Source organism: Pseudomonas lurida, assembly GCF_002563895.1.
Taxonomy (GTDB): domain Bacteria; phylum Pseudomonadota; class Gammaproteobacteria; order Pseudomonadales; family Pseudomonadaceae; genus Aquipseudomonas; species Aquipseudomonas lurida.
This window is the reverse complement of sequence record NZ_PDJB01000001.1, coordinates 4,860,311-4,881,213: the sequence shown is the minus strand read 5'-3', so window position 1 is coordinate 4,881,213 and position 20,903 is coordinate 4,860,311. Positions and strand designations below refer to the sequence as shown.

Sequence of the window (20,903 nt, the reverse complement as noted above, 5' to 3'; positions counted from 1 at the left end):
AGAAGGGTTTGCGAATAATAGGCCCGCAATTTGCAGCGTCTACAGGTTTAATGTCTTTTGTCTCTGCATAAAATCCAGAGGCTGTCAATGAGCTGGAACCGCTTTCTCGGTGCTTCTGTAAATTGTTGTCGCATTGAGGAAATATCGGCTTCCGGCCTGTCGTTAGAATGCCGATCACTCGCTCGTCGTCTCCAGTGTGTAACTGGTGTGGGACGCAGCACCGCAATTCGGTTTCCCTTACGCCGCATCGTGGGCCATGGCTCATACTGCTGTTTTGCCCTATACCGATGGAGTCCCAAGATGAAGAAACTCGTGCTGTTGGGCGCCCTGGCGCTGTCCGTGCTGTCCATGCAGGCTTTCGCTGAAGGCAAGCCTCTGAAAATTGGTATCGAAGCGGCTTACCCTCCGTTTGCCTCTAAAGCACCCGATGGCAGCATCGTCGGTTTTGACTATGACATCGGCAACGCCCTGTGCAAGCAGATGGACGTGAAGTGCACCTGGGTCGAGCAGGAGTTCGATGGCCTGATCCCGGCGCTGAAAGTGCGCAAGATCGATGCGATCCTGTCGTCCATGTCGATCACGGAAGACCGCAAGAAGTCCGTGGACTTCACCAACCGCTACTACCTGAGCCCAGCGCGCCTGGTGTTGAAGGAAGGCACCACCGTCAGCGACAGCCTGGATGAATTGAAAGGCAAGAAGATCGGTGTACAGCGCGGTTCGATCCACGACCGTTTTGCCAAGGAAGTATTGGCTCCAAAAGGCGCCACCATCGTTCCTTACGGCACCCAGAACGAAATCTACCTGGATGTTGAAGCCGGTCGCCTGGACGGTACCGTGGCAGACGCCACCCTGCTGCAGGACGGTTTCCTGAAGACCGACGCTGGCAAAGGCTACGCGTTCGTCGGCCCGTCCTTCACCGAGGCCAAATACTTCGGCGACGGCATAGGCATCGCGGTACGCAAAGGCGACAAGGAAAACCTGGACCGCATCAACGCCGCCATTGCCGCGATCCGCGCCAACGGTGAGTACAAGAAGATCCAGGACAAGTACTTCGACTTCGATATTTACGGCGCTGACGCCAAGTAAATCGTCGCAGCTGTCTGTCCTAAATGGCGCAAGCAACAGAATTCCTGAGGTTTGCGCCATTTTTTCATCCCCCTTTTCGAGGACCTGAATCATGTTGAAAGGCTACGGGGCCGTCATCCTCGATGGCGCATGGTTGACGCTTCAGCTCGCCTTGTCGTCCATGGCCTTGGCCATTGTTCTGGGTCTGATCGGGGTCGCGTTACGCCTGTCGCCGGTGCGCTGGCTGGCCTGGCTGGGTGACTTGTACTCCACGGTGATCCGCGGGATCCCCGACCTGGTGTTGATTCTGCTGATTTTCTACGGTGGCCAGGACCTGCTCAACCGCGTCGCGCCGATGCTCGGCTATGACGACTATATCGACTTGAACCCCTTGGCCGCCGGTATCGGCACCCTGGGTTTCATCTTTGGCGCCTACCTGTCGGAAACCTTCCGTGGCGCCTTCATGGCCATTCCCAAGGGCCAGGCCGAGGCCGGCCTTGCGTATGGCATGAGCAGTTTCCAGGTGTTTTTCCGGGTGATGGTGCCGCAGATGATTCGGCTGGCGATTCCCGGGTTTACCAACAACTGGCTGGTCCTCACCAAGGCCACGGCACTGATCTCGGTGGTGGGCCTGCAAGACATGATGTTCAAGGCCAAGCAGGCGGCAGACGCCACTCGCGAGCCTTTTACCTTCTTCCTCGCAGTGGCGGCGATGTACCTGGTGATTACCAGCGTGTCGTTGCTGGCCCTGCGTCATCTTGAGAAGCGCTACTCGGTAGGCGTAAGGGCGGCTGATCTATGATCTTCGACTACAACGTCATCTGGGAGGCCATGCCGCTGTACCTTGGCGGCCTGCTGACCACCCTGAAACTGCTCGCCATCTCGCTGTTCTTCGGCTTGCTCGCCGCCTTGCCCCTGGGCCTGATGCGTGTGTCCAAGCAGCCGATCGTCAACGGTGTGGCCTGGCTCTACACCTACGTGATCCGTGGCACGCCGATGCTGGTGCAGCTGTTCTTGATCTACTACGGCCTGGCCCAGTTCGAGGCGGTGCGCGAGAGTTTCCTCTGGCCAATGCTGTCCAGTGCCACCTTCTGTGCGTGCCTGGCGTTTGCGATCAACACCAGTGCCTACACCGCAGAGATCATTGCCGGCAGCCTCAAGGCCACGCCCAATGGCGAGATCGAAGCCGCCAAGGCCATGGGCATGTCGCGCTACAAGCTGTATCGCCGCATCCTGCTGCCCTCGGCCCTGCGCCGTGCGCTGCCGCAGTACAGCAACGAAGTGATCATGATGCTGCAGACCACCAGCCTGGCGTCCATCGTTACCCTGATCGACATCACCGGTGCCGCCCGCACGGTGAACGCGCAGTTCTACCTACCGTTCGAAGCCTATATCACCGCCGGCGCGTTCTACTTGTGCCTGACCTTCATCCTGGTGCGCCTGTTCAAGTTGGCCGAGCGCCGCTGGCTGAGCTACCTGGCTCCACGGAAGCACTGATATGGAACGTATCGATCACCGGTTGCCCTGGGGTCACCTGGGCTGCGAGCGCCAGCTGAGCGTGTTCCGTTTCGGCAAGGGCGAGCGCAAGGCCTATATCCAGGCCAGCCTGCACGCCGACGAATTGCCGGGCATGCGCGCCGCCTGGGAGCTGAAAAAGCGCCTCACCGAACTGGAACAACAAGGCGCCCTCAACGGCGTGATCGAGCTGGTGCCGGTGGCCAACCCGATGGGCCTGGGCCAGCTGTTGCAAGGCAGCCACCAGGGACGTTTCGAGGTGGGCAGCGGCAAGAACTTCAACCGCGACTTCGTTGAGTTGAGCGAGCCGGTGGCCGAGTTGCTTAAAGGCAAACTGGGCGATGATCCTCATGCCAACGTGCGCATGATCCGCCAGGCGATGAGCGATGCGCTCAACGCGTTACCCGAGCCGAGCAGCCAGTTGCAAGGCATGCAGCGCATCTTGCTGAGCCACGCCTGCACCGCCGATGTGGTGCTGGACCTGCATTGCGATGCCGAAGCCGCGCTGCACATGTACGCCCTGCCGCAGCACTGGCCGCAGTGGCGCTCGCTGTCGGCGCACCTGAATGTGAAGGTCGGCCTGCTGGCGGAAGACTCCGGCGGCAGTTCGTTCGATGAAGCCTGTTCGTTGCCGTGGTTGCGCTTGTCCCAGGCGTTCCCTGAGGCGCAGATCCCGCTGGCCTGCCTGGCGACGACGCTGGAGCTGGGTGGCCAGGCCGATACCGGCCGCGACGAGGCGGTCTTCCACGCCGAAGGCATCCTCGCGTTCCTCGCCGAGCAGGGCTTGATCAAGGGTGAATGGCCCGCGCCGCAATACGAGCCTTGTGAAGGCGTGCCGTTTGAAGGCACCGAACTGTTGTTCGCGCCCCATGCCGGGGTGATCAGTTACCTGCGTAAAGCCGGTGAATGGGTCGAGAAAGGCGAGCCGATTTTTGAAGTGATTGACCCCCTGGAAGACCGCGTGAGCACGATTTGCGCGGGCACCTCGGGGGTGTTGTTTGCCGTTGAACGGCTACGTTATGCCCAAGCGGGTTTCTGGCTGGCCAAGGTGGCGGGGCGCGAAGCGCTGCGTCACGGGCGCTTGCTCAACGACTGACCACCTGTTTTTGTGAGAACCGACCGCATGTACAAACTTGAAGTCCAAGACCTGCATAAACGCTATGGCAGTCATGAAGTGCTCAAAGGTGTGTCCCTGGCCGCCGCGGCCGGTGATGTGATCAGCATCATCGGTTCCAGTGGCTCGGGCAAAAGTACCTTTTTGCGCTGCATCAACCTGCTGGAGCAACCCCACGCTGGCAAGATCCTGCTCAACAACGAAGAGCTGAAGCTGGTGGCCAACAAGGACGGCGCCATGAAGGCCGCCGACCCCAAGCAGCTGCAGCGCATGCGTTCGCGCCTGTCCATGGTGTTCCAGCATTTCAACCTGTGGTCGCACATGACCGCGCTTGAAAACGTGATGGAAGCGCCGGTGCATGTGCTGGGGGTATCGAAGAAAGAAGCCCGCGAAAAGGCTGAGCACTACCTGGCCAAGGTCGGCGTGGGGCATCGCAAGGATGCGTTCCCTGGTCACATGTCTGGCGGCGAGCAGCAACGCGTGGCCATTGCCCGCGCCCTGGCGATGGAACCGGAGGTGATGCTGTTCGACGAACCCACCTCGGCCCTCGACCCGGAACTGGTCGGTGAAGTGCTCAAGGTGATGCAGGACCTGGCCCAGGAAGGCCGCACCATGGTGGTGGTGACCCACGAAATGGGCTTCGCCCGTGAAGTGTCGAACCAGTTGGTGTTTCTGCACAAAGGTATCGTCGAAGAGCGCGGCAACCCGCGTGAAGTGCTGGTGAACCCACAATCGGAGCGCTTGCAGCAGTTCCTGTCGGGCAGCCTGAAATAACCAAGACTGCTTTTGCGCACCGAGTTAGTGCATGCTTGGCAGTCTTGAGGTGGGTCTCGTTCCCCTGTGGGCGCTGGCTTGCCTGCGATGGCGGCATGTCTGCACCACAGATGCAAGCTGGCCCACCTATCGCAGGCAAGCCAGCTCCGACATTGGATCTCCACATGTTTTGAGATTTGTGTTGGTTTCCGGGCTAGCATTGGCCCTTGTCTTCATTACTGTTACAGGCTTCGGATAGCACTCCATGACCGCCCATAAAATTGGTTTCCTGATTTGGCCCAGCACAAAAGCACTGACGCTTGCGCTGGCTGAGGAGGCCTTGCGCGTTGCTCAGCGGGTGCATCCGGACGTGGTCTACGAACTGTCGTTCCTGCAGGCCGAGCCGCACACCGAAGGTGCCTGGCAACTGCCGGGCGAGCCGTGGGCCGGCAAGCTCGAAGGTTTCCAGAAACTGTTCCTGCTGGCGGACGAGCCCCCGACCGTCATCGCCTCGCAACTGAGCTCAGCGCTCAAGCAGCTCGTGCGTGCCGGGTGCGTGATCGGCGGCCTGTCGGCGGGCGTGTACCCGCTGGCGCAGCTTGGTTTGCTCGACGGCTACCGCGCCGCCGTGCACTGGCGCTGGCAGGATGATTTCGCCGAGCGCTTCCCCAAGGTCATCGCCACCAGCCATCTGTTCGACTGGGACCGCGACCGCCTGACCGCCTGCGGTGGCATGTCGGTACTCGACCTGCTGCTGGCCGTACTGGCCCGTGACCACGGTGCCGAACTGGCCGGTGCGGTCTCCGAGGAGCTGGTGGTGGAACGCATCCGCGAAGGCGGTGAGCGCCAGCGCATCCCGCTGCAGAATCGCCTGGGTTCCAGTCATCCCAAGCTGACCCAGGCCGTGCTGTTGATGGAAGCCAACATCGAAGAGCCGCTGACCACCGACGAGATCGCCCAGCACGTGTGCGTGTCGCGACGACAACTGGAACGTATCTTCAAGCAATACCTCAACCGCGTCCCCAGCCAGTACTACCTGGAACTGCGCCTGAACAAGGCGCGCCAGATGCTCATGCAAACCAGCAAGTCGATCATCCAGATCGGCCTGTCGTGTGGCTTCTCCTCGGGGCCGCACTTCTCCAGCGCCTACCGCAACTTCTTCGGCGCGACCCCGCGTGAAGACCGCAACCAGCGGCGCAGCAGCAGCCCCTTCGAGTTGTCGTCGGTGCCGTCCGAGCGCGGCTGACTTTTGCGCCAGTGGGTTACTCCTCCATGGGCTCCGGCGTGACCGGCCTTATCAGCGGGGTCCCCGTCACATCTCGACGAGCAGCCTCGACCGCCAAGTCGTTACCCGTTTGCAGGTAATACTGCCTGAGGTGGTCGAGGCTTTGCGCCGACCATGGGTTGCCGCTGAAGTCCGATTCGTGGTCGAGCTCCGTGGCCAGCTCCGTCAGGGCGGCGGGCAGCGCCTCGATCCGGTTGTCGCTCAGGTCGAGGGTGCGCAGCTCACGCAGGGTGAACAGTCCCTGCGGCGTTTCGGTGATGGCGGTGTCTTGCAGGTACAGTGATTCCAGTGCGTTCAAGTGGCTGACGTCTGGCGTGAGGCCCAACGGGTTTTCGCTCAAATCCAGGTAGGCCAGGTTATTCATCCCGGTCAAGGCGTTGACGCTAGCGGGCGTCAACCGGACGGCGGACTCGGTCAGGCTCAGGGTGCTCAGCCGTGGGAGGGTGAACACCGTGGGGGGAATCTCGCCCAGATTGAATTTTGAGATGACCAGGCTCCTGAGTCCGGGCAGGCTTTTGAGCAGTCCATCGAGCCCGCCGGTGCCACCGTCACCGTCCAGTTCGAGTGACGACACGTGGTCAAGGCGTGCGCTCAAGTGCGGCAGGTCGCCCAGGATGCCGGTGCCAAAGGTCAGCTTGTGCGTGGGTTCGGGGCTGTCGTGTTCCTCATCCAGATCGGTTTCGCGGCGCCAGGCGTCTTCCAGCAGCGTCTTGAAGCTGTGGCGATTGAGTTGTTCCTGCGCCCGGGTTTGTTCATCCAATGGCACATCGCGGAGTGGGTGCCGTTGCGGAACATTCAGCGCCCATTCCTGAAGGTCGCTGCGCAGTGTTGCGTATTCGGCGTCAAGGCGATCGAGGGCCGGGCCTGTTGCGTCCAGGTCTCCCGGCAACGTGAAGAAAAACTGGTTGGCCTCAGCGGTGACGAACGTCGGGTATAGCGCCTTGATCCGGTTCTGCAGGTCGGTGGGGGCGTCGGCCTGGAAGAATTCGCCGGTGCGCAGGCAATAGTGTTTGATCTGCAGCAACGCTGATCGGGACAGCGGGTTGCGGGAGAGATCATAGGCACCGGCGACGCTCGTCGAGAGCGTGAACGCCGCGTCGGGAATCTCGGTGATCGCGTTACCGCTCAGGTTTACGCGGTCGCGCTGGACGGCGGTCAATAGGCTGTCGGGGATGTCCGCCAGGCCGGTTGCTTCTAGGTTTATGTGGGCAAGCCTGAGCAGTTTGCCAAAGTCCGGCATCCGGCCCAGCGGGTTATGGCTGAGGTCCAGTCGCACCAGGTTGCCCAGGGTGGCCAGCGACGCCGCACGCTCGGCGGACAGCGTGAGGCTGCAATGGGTCACGCGCAATGCCGAGAGTTGTGGCAGATCGAATACCGAGGCGGGAATATCGCCCAGCTTATAACCCTCGATAGACAGGCGGTTGAGCGCCGGAAACCCTTTGAAAAAAGGCGCCGATTGCAGCGGAAACGGGTCTCCCGCGCCCAGCAGCTGCAGTGAAGACACATGGCTGAACTCGGCGTTGAGCGGTGGGAACTCACCGCTGAAGGGCTGTGCATTCTCAAGGGTGTAAGTGGCGGTGGTCCGCGCAGCGTCGTCATCCAGTGGGCTTTCCCGGCGCCAGCACGCCTGGAGTGCGTGCTTGAATGTGTGCCTTCGGGTTTGCTCCTCGGGCGTCGGGGCTTGGCCGGCCCAGGTGTCCAGCCCGTCGGACAGCGCCTCGTATTCAGCTTCCAGTCGTGCCAGTTCGACCTGGCCCATTTCCAGCGTACCGGGCAGGCCAAAAATGAATCGGTTGACTTCATTTTCGCTGAAGTCCGGGAACAGCGCGTTGACGTGGCGGATGTCTACGGCAGCGGCATTGATTTCCCAATACTGGCCCGTTCGCTGGTAATAGGCTTTTACCTGCTCCAGGGTCGGTCGTGACATCGGGTTGCCGGAAAGGTCGATGTTTTTCGCGGTGTCGGCGGGCAGCTCGAAGAACGCCGACGGCAATTGCGTGATTTGGTTGTTGGACAGCATTGCCAGTTCCAGTGCCGGTCGGCTGAGCAGGCCGGCGGGGACTTCGCAAATACCGGTGCTGGATAAGTCCAGGAACTGCATGTCGGGCATGCGTTCCAGGTTGGGCGTGAGGCCCAGCGGATTATTGTCCAGGTCCAGGGTGCGCAGCCTGTTCATGCTCGACAGGGCGCGCAGGCTGTCAGGCGTCAGGCTGATGCCGCAGTCGCTGAGCGCCAGTGTGTTGAGGGTCGGCATGCCGCTGATGAAGGGCGGGAACTGGCCCAGCCGGGCATTGCTGATACTGAGGCAGCGCAGGCGTGGGAAGCTGCGCAAAAACGTATCGACGTTCAGTGCTGTTTGTTGACCCCTGAGCTCCAGGTAAGAGATGTGTTCGAAATTCGCCCGCAGCGTCGGGAGCTCTCCAAGGATGGGGTAGGGCAGGGTGAGCTTCTGGCCGTTGCGGGTGGGCGGCTCGAAGAACCGGTCCGCCTCGCTTTCGCGGCGCCAGCCACGCAATAGCTCAAGCCTGAACAGACGGCGGTTTTGCCGGGCGTCCCGAAAATCCTGGCGGCTCAGGGTCACCTCGGTGCCTGGGTAGGTCCGTGGGGTATTGGCTTCCCAGGTCGCCAGGTCGCGCTCCAGTTGCAGGTACTCCTGGTGCAGGGCGGTCAATATCGGTAAAGCCCCGTCGGGACGGGTTGCCAGGTCTTGGATCAGTTCGTCGATCTGCGCATCGGTGTGTGCGGGAAACAGCGAGCGCGCCAGTGCGCGTGGGCTGGGGGGCTGTGCTTGCACCGGCGCTGGCGGGTAATTGTCCATGCCCAGCAGGCGCAGGTGGGTACGGGTGTCGGAGGGTGGGCGGGCAGGTTGGGCGGTGATCAGTTTGCGCAGGCTGTTGCGCGCCAGGGCATGGCTGCGCAGGGCCTGCCTGAGTGCCGGGCCTTGGCCAATATGCAGGCCCAGGGCATCGCGTTCGGCATCGGGAAGCGCCTGCAGGATCGCGGTGTACAAGTCGGTTTCGCCAGACAGCGATCCGTTGCGGTCCTGCGGTGTGTATTGCCCCTCGGGTGAGCGGATCAGGGTTCTCTTGATGCGCGCCCTGGGTTTGCCAATGGCATCGATGAGCGTGTCGTCGGGCGCAGGAGTCCTGATTTCCAGGCGCAGCCTGTTGGACCAGCCGGGTAAGCCTTGCAGGGAGTGCAGCGCCAGTCGATGAGTCTCCAGCGTATCAGTGGCCTCCAGGTACAGGCCTTCGTAGGCGTGGTTGAGGCGAGCTTCGTCTCGCAGCGAGTGAGCCAGCTGGCTCAGGCGCGTCGGGACAGAACCCTGGTCGATCTCATTGAGTTCGAGGCTGCTGGCCGTGTCCAGTAAGGCATCGGCGGCGCTGAGTGGCAGGCCAGGCGTGTGGTCGACCAAAGCCTGTTGGCGCGGGACTGTGGGGCGGTCCACCTGGCGGTAGCGTGAGTCAAAGAGACTGCGTCGATGCGCGAGCGCGAGGCGGGCGAGTTTTCTCCTGAACTGGCGTGCGCGGGTGTGCAGGGAGGTCACCGGGTCGCCGAACGCTTCCCCCAGCAAGGCTTTGCGTTGCGGTTCGTCCAGCGCCTCCAGAAGGGTTTTCAGCAGGTCGCCATTGTTCAACTGGGTTTCGTGCAGTTGCACCACGCTGGCGTTGGGTTCGCCGGTCAGTTCCCATCGGACGTTGCCTCGGGCATCCAGGAACCGCAGGGTCTTTGCCTTTGGCCAAAGGCCCAGGTTGGCCAGCAGGTGCAGTTGAGTCTGAACGTCGGCACGCCCGTAGAGCGCCGGGTCATCGCTGTTCATTTGATCGATGAAGTCCTGCAAGGCCTGGTCGACCCGGAAGCGCTCCAAGGTGTCGGCCAGCAAGGGCGGCGGTGTGTGCTGGTTGAGGTGCATCTTGCGCAACGCGCCGTCATCGGTGGCGCTGATGCGGCGGATATGCGCCAGTTGTTCGTCGCTGAGCCCAAGGGTGCGAGGGCCCAGGCGCCGCATGAGGGTAGTGCTGTCCCAGCTTGAAGGCGTGTCGAGTTCACTCAGCCAGGCACCCTGGCCGTTGGTCGTCAGGCGCGGCCGATAGGCGTGGGGCCGGGTGGGGTGTTGCAGGTAGAGCTGTTCAGTCAGTGGGTCGGCTTGAACCACGAACGGTTTTTCCCGGAGCAGCAGCGAGGGTATTCCATCGTGCGGATACAGGCCTTGGACGGGGTACTGGCCGTGTGTGGGCAACTGGATCTCGTGGGCATAAGGCGCCAGGTCCGGTTTCCATAGCCGTGCCTTGCCATCGGGCAGGGTGACGGGTTTGAGTCGATCGAAAAACTGCACGCTCTCGACGGGTACCAACTGGCGCAGCGCAGCGCTGGCCAGGGGCGCGCCAGCGACGAACATACCCAATTGCAAGCCTTGCTCCACGAACGACAATAGGTGGCCGAAGGCCTCGGTCACCTCGCCCTCTGCCCAATCGATGATCCCTTCAAAGGCCTCGTCGAGCATCTGGTAGGCGCTGTAGCCGAGCATCAGCAAGCCAACGGGAGGAACAAACGGCGCGGCAATGAACGCGGCGATCTGCAGCACCGTGGAGGCGATTTTCTGCACGACGTTCCAGCGTTCCCAGCGCGCTTTCTGGTCGGCGCTGGCGGTGGACACGGCGCGGGCTCGGGCGTCGTTGAACACCTTGTTGTACGTCCTTTGGAACAGATGAGTGAACAGGTCGCCGCTGATCCTGCTCGCGCTGAAGGCCAGGTGCGGCGGGTCGATCGGCGTCTCACGCCAGGACGGCAGTGGATCGCCGCGGGTATGCAGGTGCCAGGTGACTTTGGACAGCCGGCGATTGAGGTCGGCAAAGAACGGGCCGCGCTCTTCATGATTGACGAAGCGGCTGAAAAATTGCTGGTACTCGACACTGCGCAGGTTGTTCGCCAGCGCATTCATGAAGGCGACGGGGTTGGCGTACTGTTTAAGCGGCGCATGGGGATCGCCCGGGAGGTAGGCGGTGACCTCCACCGGGTGAGGGCTGCCAAGGTTTTCGGCAAACAGGACGATGCCGGTCAGCGTGCTCGACATGATCGTCAGGTCATAACACAGCAGCGGATAGCAAGTGTTGCGGCTGTCCGGTTTGTCCAGCATGCGTTGCAACAGCCCATAGGACGCGTGATCGAGCAGGTCGTGCTTCATGTGCGCCATTTGCAGCGCGACGCGCAGGTCCGCCGCCTGGCTGTGCCGCAACCTTGACTGCAGGGTTGCCATGGCGACCGGGTTGTTGGAGTCAAAGAACTGTTCGAGGTAGCGCCGGTAGTGCGCGCCGAGGTCCAGCTCCCGACACAGGGCGATGAATTGCGCGACCGTCAGCTGTGCGTCGAGGGTGGGCAAGCGGTCGAATTGACCGCTGGCGCTGGGCTGGGAGATGAAGCCGGAGGGCGCCGCGTAGGCCTCGTCCGCTTCAAAGTTGTGCAACGCAGCTTCGAGCAGCGAGACGGTCCAGGTGCGCGCGCCGCCGCTGCCGATGGGCAGCCAGGCGAGGGTCTGGGGGATGTAGAGACGCAGGTACGTGGTCCTGACATCGGCCTCGACGCCGAAACGCTGCTTGAGCAGGGCTTGCAGCAGGGGCGCGCCGAAGTCATCGGCAGCGTGCAGGTTGGCCAGGGCCTGGTCGAGCCGGTTTTGCGCGGTCCACGCCAGGTTCACCTGGTTTTTCAGGGTGTCATGCTCCTGGGGCGTCGCGGTTGTGTACCAATCGGCGATAGCCGGCTGTGTGTTGCGCAGTGCTGCGCGCCTGGCCGGGGAGGCATCCGCCAGCCAGCCGGGCACCGCCTGCTGGAGGATGTCTGCGTGCACGTCGCGGTAGGTGGACAGGTCCGGAAGGTGGATCGACGTAGTGGGATGGGTCACAGGAAAGCGCCTTGGCATGAGGATCAGGCGTCAGAGCAGAACAATTCCGGGCAGCCGAACGGGGCTAGATAGATAACCCGTCGCCCGATACGTTGCAGCTATCTGCGCGACCACCTGCCACTGGGGCGCCGCAGCGTTTAAACTGCGCCATTGCGATGCTATTTGTCGCATTGGCGTAAACCCGCGAAAATCGCGGGTTGGCGCTATAAGAAGTTGTCGCTTGGCGGCAAGGCCGCGCTGAAAACTGTCCTTACAATCCCTGCATCGCCCGCCAGTTCCAGGCAGGCGTTCCTCTTCAGGAGACTCCGATGTCCGTTGAGCAAGCCCCGGTGCAACGTGCCGATTTCGACCAGGTCATGGTTCCCAACTATGCACCTGCTGCCTTCATTCCCGTGCGTGGCGCAGGTTCGCGTGTATGGGACCAGGCGGGTCGAGAGCTGATCGACTTTGCCGGCGGCATCGCGGTCAACGTATTGGGTCACGCCCACCCGGCGCTGGTCGGTGCGCTGACCGAACAGGCCAACAAGCTGTGGCACGTGTCGAACGTCTTCACCAATGAGCCGGCCCTGCGCCTGGCCCACAAGCTGATCGACGCCACGTTTGCCGAGCGCGTGTTCTTCTGCAACTCCGGCGCCGAGGCCAACGAGGCCGCGTTCAAGCTGGCCCGTCGCGTCGCGTTCGACCGTTTCGGTACTGAGAAATACGAGATCATCGCCGCGCTGAACAGCTTCCACGGCCGTACCCTGTTCACCGTCAACGTCGGTGGCCAGTCCAAGTACTCCGATGGTTTCGGCCCGAAAATCACTGGCATTACCCACGTCCCTTACAACGACCTGGAGGCACTGAAAGCCGCCGTGTCGGAAAAGACCTGCGCCGTGGTGCTGGAGCCGGTTCAGGGCGAAGGCGGCGTACTGCCGGCCGAACTGGCCTACCTGCAAGGCGCCCGGGAACTGTGCGACGCCAACAACGCACTGCTGGTGTTCGACGAAGTGCAGACCGGCATGGGTCGCAGCGGCCACCTGTTTGCCTACCAGCACTATGGCGTGGTGCCGGACATCCTCACCAGCGCCAAGAGCCTGGGCGGCGGCTTCCCGATTGCCGCGATGCTTACCCGTGAAGACCTGGCCAAGCACTTGGTGGTCGGCACCCACGGCACCACCTACGGCGGCAATCCACTGGCCTGCGCGGTAGCCGAAGCCGTGATCGACGTGATCAACACGCCAGAGGTGCTGGCCGGCGTCAACGCCAAGCACGACCTGTTCAAGGCGCGCCTGGAGCAGATCGGCAAGCAATACGGCATCTTCACCCAGGTGCGTGGCATGGGCCTGCTGCTCGGTTGCGTGCTGAGCGACGCGTTCAAGGGCAAGGCCAAGGACGTGTTCAACGCGGCCGAGAAAGAAAACCTGATGATCCTGCAAGCCGGCCCGGACGTGGTGCGTTTTGCCCCGAGCCTGGTGGTGGAAGAGGCGGACATCAACGAAGGCCTGGACCGTTTTGAACGTGCTGTGAAGACGTTGACGCAAGCGTGATGGACCGTTCGGTGCCTGAGCGATTCCGGCACCGAACACAAATTCTTAAGGCCGGACCGGGTCAAATGTGAGAGTTGGCTTGCCTGCGAAGGCGGTGCCGTAGGCAACATCTGTGTTGACTGATACACCGTCATCGCGGGCAAGCCCGGCTCCCACATGGATGTGCTTACACAGTGAGAGCCGTGTGAGCAGGTCTCGTGTCCGGCATTTTTTCCTGTGAGTTTTCGAGTTAAGGAGTGACACCATGCTGGTGATGCGCCCCGCGCAAATGGCTGATCTGGGCGAGGTACAGCGTCTGGCTGCGGACAGCCCGATTGGTGTCACCTCCTTGCCGGACGATGTGGAACGCCTCAGCGACAAGATCGCCGCCAGTGAAGCGTCTTTCGCGGCCGAGGTCAGTTTCAATGGTGAAGAGAGCTATTTCTTCGTGCTCGAAGACACCGAGACCGGCAAGCTCGCCGGCTGTTCGGCCATCGTCGCGTCGGCGGGTTACTCGGAGCCGTTCTACAGCTTCCGTAACGAAACCTTCGTGCACGCTTCCCGCGAGCTGAAGATCCACAACAAGATCCACGTGCTCTCCCAGTGCCACGACCTCACCGGCAACAGCCTGCTCACCAGTTTCTACGTGGTGCCGGAACTGGTCGGTTCGCCGTGGTCGGAACTCAATTCCCGTGGCCGCCTGCTGTTCGTCGCCAGCCACCCCGAGCGCTTTGCCGACTCTGTGGTAACCGAGATCGTCGGCTACAGCGACGAGAACGGTGATTCGCCGTTCTGGGACGCCATCGGCCGCAACTTCTTCGACCTCAACTACGCCGCCGCCGAGCGCCTGTGCGGGCTGAAAAGCCGTACATTCCTCGCCGAACTGATGCCGCACTACCCGATCTATGTGCCGCTGCTGCCGGACGAAGCCCAGGAAGCCATGGGCCAGGTGCACCCGCGTGCGCAGATCACCTTCGACATCCTCATGCGCGAAGGCTTCGAGACCGACCATTACATCGACATCTTCGACGGTGGCCCGACGCTGCACGCGCGGGTATCGGGCATTCGCTCGATCGCCCAGAGCCGCGTAGTGCCGGTGAAGATCGGTGAGATGGTCAAGGGTGTTGGTCGCCAGTACCTGGTGAGCAATGCACAGTTGCAGGACTACCGCGCGGTGATGCTGGAACTGGACTACGCGCCGGGCAAACCGGTGACGTTGGACCTCGCAGCGGCCGAAGCCCTGGGTGTTGGCGAAGGCGCCAGCGTGCGCCTGGTAGCGGTTTAAAAAGAGAGTTTCGCGGGTGGCTGACAACAGCGGCCCGTCCGAGGAGATAGCATGATCGTTCGTCCCGTACGCAGCAGCGATTTACCGGCCCTGATTGATCTGGCGCGCAGCACCGGCACCGGCCTTACCACCTTGCCGGCCAACGAAGAGCGCCTGACCCACCGCGTGGGCTGGGCGGAAAAAACCTTTCGCGGCGACGCCGGGCGCGGCGATGCCGACTACCTGTTCGTGCTGGAAAACGACGAAGGCCGCGTGGTGGGCATTTCCGCCATCGCCGGTGCGGTGGGGCTGCGTGAGCCCTGGTACAACTTCCGGGTCGGCCTCACCGTCAGCGCCTCCCAGGAGCTGAATATCTACCGCGAGATTCCGACGCTGTTCCTGGCCAACGACCTGACTGGCAATTCCGAGCTGTGCTCGTTGTTCCTGCATGCCGATTACCGCACCGGCCTCAACGGCCGCATGCTGGCCAAGGCGCGCCTGCTGTTTATCGCCGAGTTCCCGCAGTTGTTCGGCAACAAAATCATCGCCGAGATGCGCGGTGTGTCCAATGACGCAGGGCGTTCGCCGTTCTGGGAGAGCCTGGGCCGGCACTTCTTCAAGATGGAGTTCAGCCAGGCCGACTACCTCACCGGCGTGGGCAACAAGGCGTTCATTGCTGAATTGATGCCGAAGTTTCCGCTGTACAGCTGCTTCCTGTCCGAGGATGCGCGCAATGTGATCGGCAAGGTCCACCCGGACACCGAGCCGGCGCTGAGCATGCTCAAGAGCGAAGGTTTCAGCTACCAGGGCTACGTCGACATCTTCGACGCCGGCCCTGCAGTTGAGTGTGAAACCACCAAGATACGCGCCGTGCGCGACAGCCAGTCACTGGTACTGGCGATCGGCACACCGGGGGACGACGCTACGCCGTTCCTGATCCATAACCGCAAGCGCGAGGATTGCCGCATGACCGCCGCACCGGCCCGACTGGCGGCAGGCACGCTGGTGGTCGATCCACAGACCGCCAAGCGCCTGCAGTTGGTGGTGGGTGATCAAGTGCGCGCTGTACCGTTGTCCGCTGCTCGGGAGTCGAAATAATGAATTCGCTGTATATCGCAGGTAGCTGGCTGGCTGGCCAGGGTGAACTGTTTGAGTCGCGCAACCCCGTGACCCAGCAGGTGCTGTGGGCCGGCAATGGCGCCACTGCCGAGCAGGTCGAATCCGCCGTACAGGCCGCACGCCAGGCATTCCCGGCCTGGGCCCGGCGCCCACTGGAAGAGCGCATCAGCGTGCTCGAGGCCTTCGCGGCCACGCTCAAACGCCGTGCCGATGACATCGCCCGCTGCATCGGCGAGGAAACCGGCAAGCCGCTGTGGGAGTCAGCCACCGAAGTCACCAGCATGGCCAACAAGATCGCGATCTCGGTGCAGAGCTACCGCGAGCGTACCGGCGAAAAGAGCGGCCCGCTGGGCGACGCCACCGCCGTGCTGCGTCACAAGCCACACGGTGTGGTGGCGGTGTTCGGGCCTTACAACTTCCCGGGTCACCTGCCCAATGGGCACATCGTCCCGGCCTTGCTGGCGGGTAACACCGTGCTGTTCAAGCCGAGCGAACTGACCCCACGAGTCGCCGAGCTGACCGTGCAGTGCTGGATCGAAGCCGGCCTGCCGGCGGGTGTCCTGAACCTGCTGCAAGGGGCGCGGGAAACCGGCATCGCCCTGGCGGCCAACCCCGGCATCGACGGGCTGTTCTTCACTGGCTCTAGCCGTACTGGCAACCACCTGCACCAGCAGTTCTCCGGGCGCCCGGACAAGATCCTGGCCCTGGAAATGGGCGGTAACAACCCACTGGTGGTCGATGAAGTGGCGGACGTCGATGCGGCGGTGTACACCATTATCCAGTCGGCATTTATCTCTGCCGGCCAGCGTTGCACCTGCGCCCGTCGCCTGTTGGTGCCGGAAGGCGCCTGGGGTGATGCGTTGCTGGCGCGCCTAGTGGCGGTCAGCGCAACGATTGAAGTCGGCGCGTTTGACCAGCAGCCAGCACCGTTCATGGGCTCGGTGATTTCCCTCGCCGCCGCCAAAGCCCTGATGGACGCTCAGGAACTGATGCTGGCCAACGGCGCCGTGGCGCTTTTGGAAATGACCCAGCCTCGGGACCAGGCTGCCTTGCTGACCCCTGGCATCATCGACGTGACGGGCGTGACCGAGCGTGAGGACGAAGAACTGTTCGGCCCGCTGCTGCAGGTGATCCGCTACGCTGATTTTGCAGCGGCGATTGCCGAGGCCAACAACACCCAATACGGCCTGGCCGCGGGCTTGCTGTCGGATTCCGAAGCGCGCTACCAGCAGTTCTGGCTGGAAAGCCGCGCCGGTATCGTCAACTGGAACAAACAACTGACCGGCGCCGCCAGTACTGCGCCGTTCGGTGGGGTAGGGGCGTCGGGCAATCATCGCGCCAGTGCCTATTACGCGGCGGATTATTGCGCGTACCCGGTGGCCTCGCTGGAAACGCCAAGCCTGGTGGTTCCCGCCACGCTGACCCCCGGTATTACGCTGGTCTAAATGTGGGAGCGGGCGAGTGTAGGAGCGGGCTTGCCTGCGATGGCGCCACCTCGGTTTGATTGAGCGACCGAGTCGCCTGGATCGCAGGCAAGCCAGCTCCCACAGTTGATCGGGTTAACAGATACAGACCTGCACCAGATGCCTATAAAAACAGATGTTCGTGGAGCCTCGCCGATGAAATCCTATGAAGTCAATTTTGACGGTCTAGTGGGGCCGACCCATAACTACGGCGGTTTGTCCTTCGGCAACGTCGCGTCCCAGAGCAACAGCCAGCAGTCTTCCAACCCGAAGGAAGCGGCGTTGCAGGGCCTGCAGAAAATGAAAGCCCTGATGGACATGGGCTTTGTGCAAGGTGTGTTGGCGCCCCAGGAACGTCCTGATGTGGCCGCCTTGCGCAACCTCGGTTTCAGTGGCACCGACGCCCAGGTCATCCAGCAAGCGGCCAAGCACGCCATGCCGCTGCTGGTCGCGAGCTGCTCGGCGTCGAGCATGTGGGTGGCCAACGCCGCCACCGTCAGCCCGAGTGCCGACACAGCTGATGGTCGCGTGCATTTCACTGCCGCCAACCTCAACTGCAAGTACCACCGCAGCATCGAACACCCCACCACCAGTCGCGTGCTGGGGGCGATGTTCGCCAATGACAAACACTTCGCCCATCACGCCGCGTTGCCGGCGGTGGCGCAGTTCGGTGATGAAGGCGCGGCCAACCACACACGCTTCTGCCGTGACTATGGCGAGGCGGGTGTAGAGTTTTTCGTGTACGGACGCAGTGCGTTCGACGCCCGTTACCCGGCGCCGCAGAAGTACCCCGCACGCCAGACCCTCGAAGCGTCCCAGGCGGTTGCACGCTTGCACGGCCTCGCGGACGCGGGCGTGGTCTATGCCCAGCAGAACCCGGCGGTGATCGATGCCGGCGTGTTCCACAACGACGTGATCGCGGTGGGCAACGGCGAAGTGCTGTTCTATCACGAGGATGCGTTCCTCAATACCGAGCAGATGCTGGGCGAGCTGCAAGGCAAGCTGGGCAAGCTGGGCGGCAACTTCCAGTCGGTGTGCGTACCCCGTGCCCAGGTCAGCGTCGAGGACGCCGTGCGTTCCTACCTGTTCAATAGCCAGCTGCTGAGCCGCGCCGATGGTTCGATGCTGCTGATCGTACCGGAAGAGTGCCGCGCCAACGAACGCGTCTGGCAATACCTGCAAGGTCTCACCGCTTCCGGCGGGTTGATCCGCGAAGTTAAAGTCTTCGACCTCAAGCAAAGCATGCAGAACGGCGGTGGCCCGGCCTGCCTGCGCTTGCGCGTAGCCTTGAACGAAACGGAACTGGCGGCGGTGAATCCAGGCGTTATCATGACCGCGCCGCTGTACGACACGCTGACCCAATGGGTCGGCAAGCACTACCGCGACAGCCTGCGCGAAAGCGACCTGGCTGACCCGCAATTGCTGCTTGAATGCCGGACGGCACTGGATGAACTGACGCAAATCCTTAAACTGGGCTCGGTTTATCCTTTCCAGATCAATTAACGCCACCTTCTTTTACGCCCTATGCTGAGAGCTACTTTATGACCACCGATACCCTGAAACTGATTCTTGAAGACACCGACGGCACCCAGCTGGAAACTTCCTGCACCCGCGTCGCCGTGGTCTGGCAGGGCAAGGAGATCTGGATCCAGCACGACGGCCGTGGTCAACTGCTGATCGGTGTGGATGTGGAAGAGGGCGACGCCGAGTACGCCAACCTCCTGATGCGCCCATTGGCCACCAACCTGATGAGTCTGCAACTGGAGATGGAACCGGCCGACGTCGAAGGTGATGACGACGATCACGTCCACGGTCCTGGCTGCAACCACTAAGGAAGCTGCTTATGCTCGCCCTCGGCAAACTGCTTGAACTGACCCTCGCCGGTCGCGAACCGGCGCAAAAAATTCAACTGACTGTCGACGGCGTGCAGATGCGCTGGCTCAGCGAGGGCGCGCTCGAAGTGCGCCCACCTGAAGCGAAGGACAACGGCAGCGACTTGCTGCTGTCGTCCGGCATCCATGGCAACGAAACGGCGCCGATCGAACTGCTCGACCGCCTGTTGCAGGGTATCGCCCGTGGGGAGATCAAGCCCCGTTCCCGTATTCTGTTCCTGTTCGGCAACCCCGAGGCCATGCGCCGCGGTGAGCGTTACCTTGAACTGGACGTCAACCGGCTGTTCAACGGCCGGCATGAAAAAAACATCGGCCCGGAGGCCATGCGCGCCGCCGAGTTGGAGCAACTGGCTCGCAGCTTCTTCAGCCTGCCGGGCCGTTCGCGCCTGCATTACGACCTGCACACTGCCATTCGTGGCTCGAAGATCGAGCAGTTCGCCTTGTACCCGTGGAAGGAAGGTCGCCAGCATTCACGTCATGAACTGGCGCGCCTGAACGCTGCTGGCCTGCAAGCGGTGCTGCTGCAGAACAAGACCTCGATCACCTTCACCGCGTTTACCTATGAACAGCTGGAAGCCGAAGCCTTTACCCTGGAGTTGGGCAAGGCGCGGCCGTTCGGGCATAACCAGGGCGTGGACGTGTCCCGCCTGGAAACGCGCCTGAAGCAGATCATCGAAGGCAACGAGCCACACACCGAGAGCCTCGAAGGCCTGCAACTCTTCGCCGTCTCCCGTGAGGTGATCAAGCACAGCGATGCCTTCCTGCTGCACCTGCCGGCGGACGTGGAAAACTTTTCACCCTTGGCCCAGGGCTATCTGCTGGCCGAAGACGTGGCCAAGACGCGTTGGGTGATCGAGGAGGAGGGGGCGCGCATCATCTTCCCCAACCCGAAGGTGAAGAATGGTCTGCGAGCAGGGATATTGATCGTGCCGACCACGGACGCTGGCCTGGCCTGAGTCCCGAGGTTGACCGGGACCCAAATGCGGGCGCTGGCTTGCCTGCGATGGCATCGCCTCGGTCCACCTGGCAGGCCGAGTTGATCCTATCGCAGGCAAGGCCCGCCTCCACACAAGCCCAGCGTTGAGGCTGGGCCTGGGGGTTGGGTTTAGACCGCTACCGCACGCGGCTCGCTACGACGGATCGCACGCACTTTGTGCAGGGTGTCGGCGCAGGTACGAGCAGCTTCCTGGCCCTTGTGCACGAAGTGTTCGTAGAAGAAGGTGTGGTGCTCGCTGCCAGCGTGGAAGTGGTGCGGGGTCAGGGACACCGAGAACACCGGCACTTCGGTTTCCAGCTGGACCTGCATCAGGCCGCTGACCACCGATTGGGCGACGAATTCGTGGCGGTAGATGCCACCGTCCACCACCAGCGCGGCGGCGACGATACCGGCGTAACGGCCGGTCTTGGCCAGCAGCTTGGCGTGCAGGGGCATTTCAAAGGCACCGCCGACTTCGAAGAAATCGATGTCCGATTCCTGATAGCCCTGGGCGATCATTTCCGCGAGGAAGCCTTTGCGCGATTGGTCGACAATATCCTTGTGCCAGCAGGCCTGGATAAACGCGACGCGCTCGCCGTGGTGGTGTTTGCTTTTGCTGTCGATTGCGGTGGGTTGCATGTTCTGACTCCTGTTTAAGAAAAAAACAGGGCGTTATGAATCGAATGGGATTTAAGGGTACGAACCGCTGCGTCATGCAAGCATGAGGTCAGTGTGCGGCCCTTAGGTGCCAATCCCGTTCTCTCTTCATCCGGACTATGACCGTCGGCCCCGGGATCACACCGGGTCTGCTGACCTTGTCGCCGTCCTGCGTGAGCAGTTCGAGGCGCCAAGCGCTCGCGGGCTATGCACATTGCGTGCAATTACCGCCGGTGGGGAATTGCACCCCGCCCTGAGAACGTTGCCGCCAGAACCCTGGCGGCGGAGAGTTTTTAACATGGTTTTTCAAAAACTGCACGGTTGCCGTATCGATACCCTATATCGGTTTGTTTGGTTGGTATTCGATTGAATACCGATGGGGCTTGATATTCC

Annotated in this window: 15 protein-coding genes and 1 riboswitch; of the genes, 13 read left to right on the top strand and 2 right to left on the bottom strand. The window is 62.1% G+C overall.

The genetic code is table 11. The features are described 5' to 3' along the window. Nucleotides 1-300 precede the first annotated feature (300 nt). The 6 genes from ATH90_RS22120 (at nucleotide 301) to ATH90_RS22095 (ending at nucleotide 5,693) form a co-directional block, all read left to right on the top strand. Nucleotides 301-1,086, top strand: a complete 786-nt coding sequence (locus ATH90_RS22120; protein ID WP_034108435.1) for an ABC transporter substrate-binding protein — start codon at nucleotides 301-303, stop codon at nucleotides 1,084-1,086. A 91-nt stretch (nucleotides 1,087-1,177) separates the two neighbouring features. Next, nucleotides 1,178-1,867, top strand: a complete 690-nt coding sequence (locus ATH90_RS22115) for an ABC transporter permease (RefSeq protein WP_010208305.1) — start codon at nucleotides 1,178-1,180, stop codon at nucleotides 1,865-1,867. Next, nucleotides 1,864-2,562, top strand: coding sequence for an ABC transporter permease (locus ATH90_RS22110; RefSeq protein WP_034108432.1), 699 nt, complete (start codon nucleotides 1,864-1,866; stop codon nucleotides 2,560-2,562). Before ATH90_RS22115 ends, ATH90_RS22110 begins: the two co-directional genes overlap by 4 nt. A 1-nt stretch (nucleotide 2,563) precedes the next feature. Then, complete coding sequence (locus ATH90_RS22105) at nucleotides 2,564-3,676, top strand: succinylglutamate desuccinylase/aspartoacylase family protein (protein WP_034108430.1); 1,113 nt, start codon at nucleotides 2,564-2,566, stop codon at nucleotides 3,674-3,676. A gap of 27 nt (nucleotides 3,677-3,703) precedes the next feature. Next, nucleotides 3,704-4,468 (top strand): ABC transporter ATP-binding protein, encoded by a 765-nt coding sequence (locus ATH90_RS22100; RefSeq protein ID WP_016973723.1) that lies wholly within the window; start codon nucleotides 3,704-3,706, stop codon nucleotides 4,466-4,468. Nucleotides 4,469-4,712: 244 nt separating this feature from the next. After that, complete coding sequence (locus tag ATH90_RS22095) at nucleotides 4,713-5,693, top strand: GlxA family transcriptional regulator (RefSeq protein ID WP_034108428.1); 981 nt, start codon at nucleotides 4,713-4,715, stop codon at nucleotides 5,691-5,693. 16 nt (nucleotides 5,694-5,709) lie between these two features. Here the strand turns inward: ATH90_RS22095 and ATH90_RS22090 are convergent, their stop codons facing one another. Beyond that, entirely contained in the window at nucleotides 5,710-11,631 is a 5,922-nt protein-coding gene (locus ATH90_RS22090) for a dermonecrotic toxin domain-containing protein (RefSeq protein ID WP_244906004.1), read from the bottom strand. A gap of 308 nt (nucleotides 11,632-11,939) precedes the next feature. On the opposite strand from ATH90_RS22090, the gene ATH90_RS22085 reads away from it, so the two are divergent. The 7 genes from ATH90_RS22085 to astE all read left to right on the top strand — a co-directional run bounded on the left by ATH90_RS22085 (nucleotide 11,940) and on the right by astE (nucleotide 19,833). Further along, nucleotides 11,940-13,160 carry an aspartate aminotransferase family protein gene (locus tag ATH90_RS22085; RefSeq protein ID WP_034108424.1) on the top strand — a complete coding sequence of 407 codons (1,221 nt, stop codon included), beginning with the start codon at nucleotides 11,940-11,942 and terminating at the stop codon, nucleotides 13,158-13,160. A 244-nt stretch (nucleotides 13,161-13,404) separates the two neighbouring features. Further along, nucleotides 13,405-14,424 (top strand): arginine/ornithine succinyltransferase subunit alpha, encoded by a 1,020-nt coding sequence (aruF, locus tag ATH90_RS22080; RefSeq protein WP_003175655.1) that lies wholly within the window; start codon nucleotides 13,405-13,407, stop codon nucleotides 14,422-14,424. Between the two features lie 51 nt (nucleotides 14,425-14,475). Next, nucleotides 14,476-15,501 (top strand): arginine N-succinyltransferase, encoded by a 1,026-nt coding sequence (gene astA / locus ATH90_RS22075; RefSeq protein ID WP_034108422.1) that lies wholly within the window; start codon nucleotides 14,476-14,478, stop codon nucleotides 15,499-15,501. Continuing rightward, nucleotides 15,498-16,967 (top strand): succinylglutamate-semialdehyde dehydrogenase, encoded by a 1,470-nt coding sequence (gene astD / locus ATH90_RS22070; protein ID WP_164403604.1) that lies wholly within the window; start codon nucleotides 15,498-15,500, stop codon nucleotides 16,965-16,967. Before astA ends, astD begins: the two co-directional genes overlap by 4 nt. A gap of 174 nt (nucleotides 16,968-17,141) precedes the next feature. Then, nucleotides 17,142-18,488: an N-succinylarginine dihydrolase gene (astB, locus tag ATH90_RS22065; RefSeq protein WP_069078089.1), complete on the top strand. Its 1,347-nt coding sequence runs from the start codon at nucleotides 17,142-17,144 to the stop codon at nucleotides 18,486-18,488. A 38-nt stretch (nucleotides 18,489-18,526) separates the two neighbouring features. Continuing rightward, nucleotides 18,527-18,817 carry a hypothetical protein gene (locus tag ATH90_RS22060; protein WP_003214319.1) on the top strand — a complete coding sequence of 97 codons (291 nt, stop codon included), beginning with the start codon at nucleotides 18,527-18,529 and terminating at the stop codon, nucleotides 18,815-18,817. A gap of 11 nt (nucleotides 18,818-18,828) precedes the next feature. Next, nucleotides 18,829-19,833, top strand: a complete 1,005-nt coding sequence (gene astE / locus ATH90_RS22055; protein ID WP_034108417.1) for a succinylglutamate desuccinylase — start codon at nucleotides 18,829-18,831, stop codon at nucleotides 19,831-19,833. 149 nt (nucleotides 19,834-19,982) lie between these two features. Here the strand turns inward: astE and ATH90_RS22050 are convergent, their stop codons facing one another. Beyond that, on the bottom strand, nucleotides 19,983-20,492 hold the full coding sequence (locus ATH90_RS22050) for a 6,7-dimethyl-8-ribityllumazine synthase (RefSeq protein ID WP_034108415.1): 510 nt from the start codon (nucleotides 20,490-20,492) through the stop codon (nucleotides 19,983-19,985). Between the two features lie 113 nt (nucleotides 20,493-20,605). Beyond that, nucleotides 20,606-20,775, bottom strand: a riboswitch (FMN riboswitch). Between the last annotated feature and the right edge of the window lie 128 nt (nucleotides 20,776-20,903).